The sequence below is a fragment of the Streptomyces sp. NPDC059455 genome (assembly GCF_042750115.1).
In the GTDB taxonomy this organism is placed as follows: Bacteria; Actinomycetota; Actinomycetes; order Streptomycetales; family Streptomycetaceae; genus Streptomyces; species Streptomyces endocoffeicus.
Genome location: NZ_JBHYVB010000123.1, coordinates 26,422 through 35,174, shown reverse-complemented (window position 1 = coordinate 35,174; position 8,753 = coordinate 26,422). Strand labels below are relative to the sequence as shown.

7 protein-coding genes are annotated in these 8,753 nt (G+C 72.0%); 2 read left to right on the top strand and 5 right to left on the bottom strand.

Annotated features, from left to right (window positions below; all coding sequences use genetic code 11):
- Positions 1-441: 441 nt before the first annotated feature.
- The gene (locus ACFXB5_RS34285) at positions 442-2,097 is read left to right on the top strand and encodes an alpha/beta fold hydrolase (RefSeq protein ID WP_385215356.1); all 1,656 of its coding nucleotides are present in this window, start codon (positions 442-444) and stop codon (positions 2,095-2,097) included.
- 117 nt (positions 2,098-2,214) lie between these two features.
- Here ACFXB5_RS34285 and ACFXB5_RS34280 read toward each other — a convergent pair whose 3' ends face one another.
- The 5 genes from ACFXB5_RS34280 to ACFXB5_RS34260 all read right to left on the bottom strand — a co-directional run bounded on the left by ACFXB5_RS34280 (position 2,215) and on the right by ACFXB5_RS34260 (position 6,518).
- Positions 2,215-3,087: an amino acid ABC transporter permease gene (locus ACFXB5_RS34280; protein ID WP_385215355.1), complete on the bottom strand. Its 873-nt coding sequence runs from the start codon at positions 3,085-3,087 to the stop codon at positions 2,215-2,217.
- Entirely contained in the window at positions 3,084-3,728 is a 645-nt protein-coding gene (locus tag ACFXB5_RS34275; protein ID WP_385215353.1) for an amino acid ABC transporter permease, read from the bottom strand. Before ACFXB5_RS34275 ends, ACFXB5_RS34280 begins: the two co-directional genes overlap by 4 nt.
- Positions 3,729-3,738: 10 nt before the next feature.
- On the bottom strand, positions 3,739-4,653 hold the full coding sequence (locus ACFXB5_RS34270; protein WP_385215364.1) for a glutamate ABC transporter substrate-binding protein: 915 nt from the start codon (positions 4,651-4,653) through the stop codon (positions 3,739-3,741).
- A gap of 17 nt (positions 4,654-4,670) precedes the next feature.
- Positions 4,671-5,417 carry an amino acid ABC transporter ATP-binding protein gene (locus tag ACFXB5_RS34265; protein WP_385215350.1) on the bottom strand — a complete coding sequence of 249 codons (747 nt, stop codon included), beginning with the start codon at positions 5,415-5,417 and terminating at the stop codon, positions 4,671-4,673.
- Positions 5,418-6,077: 660 nt separating this feature from the next.
- Positions 6,078-6,518, bottom strand: a complete 441-nt coding sequence (locus ACFXB5_RS34260; protein ID WP_385215347.1) for a DUF6278 family protein — start codon at positions 6,516-6,518, stop codon at positions 6,078-6,080.
- Positions 6,519-6,819: 301 nt separating this feature from the next.
- Here ACFXB5_RS34260 and ACFXB5_RS34255 point away from each other — a divergent pair, with 301 nt between their 5' ends.
- Positions 6,820-8,634, top strand: coding sequence for an SGNH/GDSL hydrolase family protein (locus tag ACFXB5_RS34255; protein ID WP_385215344.1), 1,815 nt, complete (start codon positions 6,820-6,822; stop codon positions 8,632-8,634).
- Positions 8,635-8,753: the final 119 nt, after the last annotated feature.

Genomic DNA, 8,753 nt, shown 5'->3' with positions numbered 1-8,753 from the left:
AACCCCCACCCCACCCACCCCGCCGAGCCTCACCCCCAGGCCCCGGGGTCTGGGGCGGAGCCCCAGTTGAGGGAAGGGGCGGGGAGGGGGAACAGCCCGCCGCAGGCGTCGCGATCCGTCGGACACCCCCTGAGCGCGGGGTCGGGGCCCAGCCCGGGACCGGCACCCAGCCCGGGGTCGGGGCTCGGCCCAGGGCCAAAACCCAGCGGCCGACGGGGGCTTCCGCACCAGCGGAATTCCGCATAAGCGGGGCCGGACCCTGGCGGATCCGGCCCCCGGATAGCGCCCCGGGCCGGACCGGCCCCGGCAGCCGATCGCGGCCCTCTATCGTTACCCATGCGTAACTTACCGCACTATTACCGCCGGTAAACACCCGAGTTACCGTCAGGTCACAAGCACCGGTGCTCCCCTGCCCCCACGGCACCCCCACCAGGAGCCATCGTGACCCCTGCCCGAAAAGCCCTTCGCCCCACGACCGCCACCGCCCTCTCCGTCACCGTCACCGTCGTGGCCGGTGCGGCCTTCGGTCTCGCCCCCGCCACCGCCACCGCCGCCGCGGCACCGGCCCCGACCGCCACCACAGCCGCCACCACAACCGCCTCCACCGCCGCGTCCACCTCCACTTCCTCCGGCGTCTCCATCCGCTTCGTCGACATCCCCGGCGACGGCGGCGTCAACCTGGCCGCCAACGTCGTGTCCCCCGCGAACGCCGACGCCTCGCACCGCCTCCCCCTCGTCGTCCTGCCCACCAGCTGGTCCCTGCCCCAGGTCGAATATCTCGCCCAGGCCAAGAAGCTGGCCGAAACCGGCTATGTGGTGCTGACCTACAACACCCGCGGCTTCTGGCAGTCCGGCGGGAAGATCGAGACGGCCGGGCCGCCCGATATCGCCGACGCGTCCAAGGTCATCGACTGGGCGCTCGCCAACACCCCCACCGACCCCGACCACATCGGCATGGCCGGGCTCTCCTACGGCGCCGGGATCAGCCTGCTCGCGGCCGGTGCCGACCCGCGGATCAAGGCCGTGGTGGCCATGAGCGGCTGGGCGGACCTGGTCGGCTCGATCTACAGCGACCGCACCCAGCACTCCCAGGCCGCCGGGCTGCTCGCCGGGGCCGGGGCGCTGACCGGCCGGCCCAGCGAGGAGTTCCAGCAGATCCTCGACGACTTCTTCTCCTCCAATCTCGCCAAGGAAAAGGATCTGATCGCCTGGGGCAAGAAGCGCTCCGCCGCCACCTACCTCGACCGGATCAACGCCAATGGCGCGGCCATCATGCTGGGCAACTCCTGGGGCGACTCGATCTTCCCGCCCAACAGCTACGCCGACTTCTTCGAGAAGCTGACCGGCCCCAAGCGGCTGGAGCTGCGGCCCGGCGACCACGCGACCGCCGAGCTCACCGGGCTGCTCGGACTGCCCAACACCACCTGGAACCACGCCCGGCAGTGGCTCGACCGCTACCTCAAGGGCGAGCCCAACGGCATCGACCGCCAAGCGCCGGTGCAGCTGACGTCCCGTACGGCGGACGGTGACGACTACGAGGGCTACCCCAGCTGGTCGGCCGTCCCCTCCGAGCAGCGCCGCGTCCCGCTCGCCGCCACCGAGAAGGTCACCGCCAACCATGACTCCGGTGCCAACGCCGGAACCGTGCTGCTCGGCGGCGCCCTCGACCAGTTCCTGAAGATCCCGCCGCTCGCCTCGATCCCGCTGCTGCCCCGGTCCTACGCGGCCGTCTGGCAGACCGGGGCCTACGCCCGCGAGCAGCGCGTCCGCGGCACCGTGAAGCTCCACACCACCGTGACCAGCGACCGCTCCGACGGTACGGCGGTGGCGTATCTGTACGACGTGGGCCCGCTGGGCGTCGGCAAGCTCATCACCCACGCCCCGTTCACCTTCCACGACCGCACCCCGGGCACGCCCTTCGGAGTGGACCTGGAGCTGTTCTCCACCGCGTATGACGTCCCGGCAGGTCACCGGCTGGCGCTGGTGATGGACACCGTCGACCCGCTCTACATCGAGCACAACCCCGACGGCGCCCATCTCACCTTCTCGTCCCCGGACGCCGACCCGTCCCACCTCACGATCCCGGTCCGCGACTGAAGCGGTGTCCGGCGGACCACGCGGCGGAGCCGCATATCGATGCTTCCCCCGCCCCGCCGCAGGCGTCACGAGCCGCCGGACATCACCAGCCGCTGAGACACCCTCGGCCGCCCCGGCTCAGCCGCGGGTGTCCCCCGGCATCGGGGCGGCCGGTTCCGCGGCGGCGACCTCGACCTGACGGGTCTTCACACTGCGCCGCTCCCGCTTGGCCACCCAGTTGGCGAACCACGACAGCAGCATGCACATCCCGATGTAGATCGGTGAGATCACCATGACCACCGGGATGAACGGCAGGTCGTAGTCGAGATTGGACGCGATCAGCTTTCCGGCGTGCAGAAACTCCTCATAGGTGATGAGGAAGCCGAGCGAGGTGTCCTTCAGGGCCACCACCAGCTGGCTGATGATGGCCGGGAGCATCGCCCGCACCCCCTGCGGCACCAGCACGGACATCATGACCTGGGTCTTCCGCAGGCCGAGCGAGTACGCCGCCTCACGCTGGCCGCGGTCCACCGAGTTCACCCCGGCCCGGAACACCTCGGCCAGCACCGAGCCGTTGTAGAGCGTCAGCCCGGTGACCAGGGCGGGCAGCGGCTGGACCCGCAGCGCCACGAAGACGAAGAAGATCATCACCAGCACGGGCATCGCCCGGAAGAACTCCACCACCAGCGTGGCCACCCAGCGCAGCGGGCGGTGCTCGGAGAGCCGCCCGGCGGCGAGCACCCCGCCGAGGGCGAGCGAGAGGACCGCGGCCATGCCGAACGCCTTGAGGGTGCCCGCGAGCCCGTTCAGCAGCAGCTCCTGGATGCCCTTGTACTCGAACGGCATCCACTTGCGGTACGCGAACTGGCCGGTGTCGATGAGGAGATAGACGATCCAGCCGAGCAGGGCCAGCAGCACGGCCGTCCCGGCCAGCGCGTACATCCGGTGCCGCCGCCGGGTGTGGGGCCCGGGGAGGTCGTAGAGGGCGCTGGTGGTCGAGGGGGCGGTCATCGCGGCACTCCCCAGCGCCGCTCCAGCAGGGCGAAGATCGCGCTGATGGCGAGGGTGATGATCAGATACCCGACGGCGATCCAGACGAAGGTCCAGATGATGCTGTAGCCCCGCTCATTGAGGGGCTTGTAGGTGCCGAGCAGTTCGGTGACGCTGAACGACCCGGCGATGGCCGAGTTCTTGGCGAGCGCGATCAGGGTCGAGCCGATGGGCGGGATGACCGTGCGGAACGCCTGCGGCAGCACCACCGCGCTCAGCGTCTGGTCGAACGTCATGCCCAGACTGCGGGCCGCCTCGCCCTGCCCCACCGGCACCGTGTTGATGCCCGCCCGCACCGCCTCGCAGATGAAGGCCGAGGTGTAGCAGCCGAGCGCGATCACCGCGAAGACGGTGAACGGCAGCACCAGACCGAAGCGCGGCAGCCCCAGCATCACCGCGAAGAACAGCAGCGTCAGCGGGGTGTTGCGGAGCACCGACACCCAGACGGTGCCGAACGCGCGCAGCGAGGCGACCGGCGCCACCCGGAAGGCGGCCATGAGGATGCCGAGCGCGAGGGCGAGCAGCGAGGCGTAGACGGTCAGCTGCACGGTGCCGAGGAAGCCCTTGCCGTAGAGGGCGAAGTTCTGGGTGAGCACGTCCATGGGATGGCCTTCAGCCGGTGCGGTAGCGGTCGATGGGCGGCGGCTTGGGGGCGGGCACACCCGAGAGGCCGAGGGTCGCGTCGTACGCCTTCTTCCAGTCGCCGTTGCGCTCGTGGAAGAGGATCGCGTCGTCCAGCGCGAAGCGCAGCGCGTTGTCCCGCTTGGGCACGCCGATGCCGTACGGCTCCTTGGAGAAGGGCCGGCCCACCACCTTCAGCTCGTCGGGGACCTTGGCCGCGTAGCCGAGCAGGATGGTGTTGTCGGTGGTCACCGCGTCCACCTGGAAGCTGAGCAGGTTGTCCACGCACACCGAGTACGTGTCGTACGCGACCGCGTGGGCCTTGGGGTAGTCCGCCTGGATGCGCTGGAGCGGGGTGGAGCCGGCCACCGAGCAGACGGTCCTGCCCGCGAGGTCTCCGGGGCCGTGGATGTCGTTCTCGTCGGTGCGCACCAGCAGCGACTGACCGGCCATGAAGTAGGGCCCGGCGAAGCCGACCAGCCGTTTGCGCAGCGGATTGATGGTGTAGGTGCCGACGTAGTAGTCGATCTGGCCGCTCTGGAGCGCGGTCTCGCGGTTGGCGGAGGCGATGGTCTGGTACCGGATACTGCTCGGCGCGAAGCCGAGGGAGGCGGACATCATGCGGGCGATCTCGATGTCGAAGCCCGAGTAACGGCCGGTGGCCGGGTCCCGCTCACCCAGATACGGCTGGTCCTCCTTGACCCCCACGGTGAGATGGCCGCGGCGCTCCGCCCGGCGCCAGGTCGGCGAGGACGGCAGCCGGAACTCGGTGTCCACCTTGTAGGTGGGCAGCTTCTCGGCCCGGGGCCCCTTGGCGGGCGGGCTGCCCTCCTTGCCACAGCCGGGCATGAGCAGCAGGACCAGGGCCGTGGTGAGGGCGGCGGTCGCGCGGCGCAGACGCCTCATGTCCGTCATCACCCGGCTCAGTGCTTGAGGATCTTGGACAGGAAGTCCCGGGCGCGCTCGCTCTCCGGGGACCGGAAGAACTCCTCCGGCGTACGGTCCTCGACAATCCCACCGTCCGCCATGAAGACCACCCGGTTCGCGGCGGAGCGGGCGAAACCCATCTCATGGGTGACCACGACCATCGTCATCCCGTCCCGGGCGAGCTGGCGCATCACCTCCAGCACCTCGTTGATCATCTCGGGGTCGAGGGCGGAGGTCGGCTCGTCGAAGAGCATCACCTTCGGATCCATCGCCAGCGCGCGGGCGATGGCCACCCGCTGCTGCTGGCCGCCGGAGAGCTGGGCGGGGAACTTCCCGGCCTGATCGGCCAGTCCGACCCGGCCCAGCAACTCGCGGGCGCGCCGCTCGGCGTCCTCCTTGGCGCGGCGGCGGACCTTGGTCTGACCGAGCATCACATTGGCCAGCACGGTGCGGTGGGCGAACAGGTTGAACGACTGGAAGACCATGCCGACCTCGGCCCGCAGCCGCGCCAGCTCCTTGCCCTCCTCGGGCAGCGGACGGCCGTCGACGACGATGGAGCCGGACTGGACGGTCTCCAGCCGGTTGATGGTCCGGATCAGGGTGGACTTGCCGCCGCCCGAGGGGCCGATGATCACGACGACTTCGCCGCGCCCGACGGTGAGCTCGATGTCCCGCAGAACGTGCAGCGCGCCGAAGTGCTTGTTGACGCCGCGCAGCTCGATCAACGGCTCACCGACGGCCATACCCGGCCCCACCCACCTTCCGCTGTGTCCCGGTCAGCGCAAGCTATCCGGACAACTGCGGAGCATTAGGCATGGACACGCATCGATGGGCCGATACCGCCCGACAGGGCCTACGGGGGTCGGCGGGTCATTCCCCTCCCCGCCCCTTCCCGCTACCAGGGGCAGGCCCCTGGACCCCAGCACCGGCGGACTGATCACGGCCAGCACACCGACGCAACGGCCGAGCGGGCGGGTGGGCGCCCGCACACCTCCGGGCCGCCCGGGAGGGGTTTGGGGCGAAGCCCTGGCCGGGTCTGGGCAGAGCCCCGGGGTCTGGCCCGAAGCCCCCGCACGGGGTCCTGGCGCGAAGCCCCCGCACAGGCTTGGCGCGAAGACACAGGGGTCTGGCGCGAAGCCCCGGCGCGGGGTCTGGGGCGGAGCCCCGGGGTCTGGGACGAAGCCCCGGCACGGGGTCCTGGGGCAGAGCCCCGGGGTCTGGGACGAAGCCCCGGCACGGGGTCCTGGGGCAGAGCCCCGGGGCCTGGCGCGAAGCCCCGGCACGGGGTCCTGGGGCAGAGCCCCGGGGGCTGGCGCGAAGCCCCGGCACGGGGTCCTGGGGCAGAGCCCCGGTTGTGGGAAGGGGCGGGGAGGGGGACAGCTCGCCGCAGGCGTCACCGACTCCTAGGCCTCGGCGACCTCCGCGTAGCGCTGGCAGAGTTCGGGGGCGCCGTCGGCCGCCCACTGCTGGCCGGCCTCCACGACGTCGACCTCGCGGCCGGAGGCCAGCCTGACGACGGGTCGGCCGTTGGGCCACACCTGCCAGACGGCCCCGGGGACGGTGCGGACGATGACCGTGCCCAGGTAGAGACCCGCGTCGTTACCGAGCCAGGGGAGCTCGTCCGGGTCGTCGCGCCAGCGCGGCGCCATCTGGTCCAGCGCCTCCAGGGAGGCCGTGGAGTCATCGAGCCCGATGCCCGCGGCGGAGGCCCGCGCGCGCAGGAGTTCGCATTCGGAGAGCAGTTGGGCGACGCCCTGGGGGTCCTCCTCCTGGGCACCCATCAGGGCCGCACCCGAAGCGGGGCCACGTCGCTTGCGCCAGTTGCCCAAGAAGGAGATGTTCATACCGCTCAGCGTGGCATCCAGGCCACCGGCGCACCACAGGGCGCGCGGTATGAGCTGTGACCCGATGCTTGTCTTGACGACACCCACCTGCCTCCGTACGTTCTCCGGGCGCCTGTCGAATCGCCGAAGGGGCGCGGGCGCTGTCGAAAGGGAGAGCGCGCGCAGGCCCTGAGGAACGAAGGGCTGAGCACGGTCGACCGTCGGCGGGGGGCGCCTCCCAGCGGTAGCTGGGGGAGGCTTGAGCGCCCCGGAGGCAACCAAACCTTGGAGGCGGTCGGGTTGGTTGCGAGAGGGGACACATATGCGCGTCGCGAGACCGTGGACAACCGCCGGGATCGTCGCGGGAGGTGTCACCCTCGCACTGATCGCACCACCACCCTCCTCCGCCGCACCGGCCGACGTGCCGACCCACAAGCCGCTCCCTCTGGAGCGGCTTTTCGACAACCGGGCGGTCAGCGATGACACCCGCCCGGGTGACGCGGACTTCGACGGCGCGGGTGCCTCGCTCTCCGCGCAGGATCTGCGGGCCGCGGGCTGGACGCCGGGGCGCGATATCGCCCTGGACGCGGCGCGGTTGACCTGGCCCCGGAGCGCGGGGGCACGGCCGGACAATGTGATCGCCGACGGCCAGGCGGTGCGGCTGCGCGGCCGGGGTGAGGCGTTGACCTTCCTGGTGGCGAGCAGTTCGCCGAACGGGCCCGGCGCCGGGGCGAGCGGTGTCGGAACGGTGCGCTACCGCGACGGGTCGAGCCATCCGTACACGCTGAGCGCGCCGGACTGGCGGGCGGGCCCGGCCGCGACCAAGGCCGTGGGCCTCCCCCATCTCAACACCGCCGCGGGGCAGCGGCAGGAGACGGCCCGGCTGTACGCGGTGACGGTGCCGTTGGAGCGCGGCCACGAGGTCGCGTCGGTGGTGCTGCCGAGGGACCCGGGCCCGGCGGCCGATCTCCATGTCTTCGCCGCGTCGCTGCGGCAGCCCGCGGACGGCTGGACCGGGAGCTGGGCGGCGAGTACCGCCGGGTACACCAAGGTGGGGCCGTGGACCGATCAGACGCTGCGGCTGGTGGTGCACACCAGCGCGGGCGGGCCGAGGGCCCGGGTGCGGCTGGAGAACACCTTCGCCGCGTCGCCTGTGGAGATCGGGCACGCGACGGTCGCGCTCCAGGCGAGCGGCGCGGCGGCGCAGGGGTCACCGGTGCCGCTGACCTTCGGCGGGCGGCCGGGGACCTCGATCCCCGCGGGCGCGCAGGTGTTCAGCGACCCGGTGGACTTCCCGGTTCCGGCGGACGCCAATCTGCTGGTGAGCTTCCATCTGCCGGGTCCGGTCGCGGCGGTGCCGGTGCACAGCCAGGCCACCCAGCGGTCGTATCTGAGCGCGGCGGGCAGCGGTGACCGGACCGCCGAGCCGGGCGGTGAGTCCTACACCGGCACCCTCACCACCTGGCCGTTCCTGACCGGGGTCGATGTGCGGGGCGGGCCGGGTTCGGTGGTGGCGCTCGGCGACTCGATCACCGACGGCACCAAGTCCACCAATGACGCCAACCGCCGCTGGCCCGATGTGCTCGCGCGGCGGCTGCGCGGCCAGTCCGAGGTCCCGGCGTACGGGGTGCTCAACGCGGGCATCTCCGCCAACCGCGTGGTGGCCGACCGCTATCCGGGAGAGGGCGTCTCCACGGACACCGGCGGGGTCAGCACCCAGCACCGGCTGGAGCGGGATGTGCTCGCCCAGACCGGGGCCCGCACGGTCGTCGTCTTCCAGGGCATCAACGATCTGCGGTGGGGCAGCTCGGCCGAGGAGCTGATCGCGGGTCTGCGGTCGGTCGCGTCGCGGGTGCGGGAGCGCGGGCTGCGGGTGGTCGGGGCGACCATCGCCCCGTGCGAGGGCGAGTCGCTGTGCACGGCGGACGCGGACGCGCGACGCTCGGCCGTCAACGCCTTCATCCGGGACAGCGGCGGGGTGTTCGACGCCGTGCTGGACTTCGACGCGGTGGTGCGGGACCCCGAGCACCCGGCGCGGATCCTGCCCGCCTATGACAGCGGGGACCATCTGCACCCGGGCGACACGGGGTTGCGGGCGATGGCGGAGTCGATCGACCTGCGGAAACTGACCGGGTAGGGGAAGCCTCAGGGGCTCCCCCTACCCGCCAGGACGCCACGGAAGCGCCGGGGGGGGGGGGGCCCCCCCCCCCGCCCCCGCCCCCCCCCCCCCCGCCCCCCCCCCCCCCCCGCGGGGGC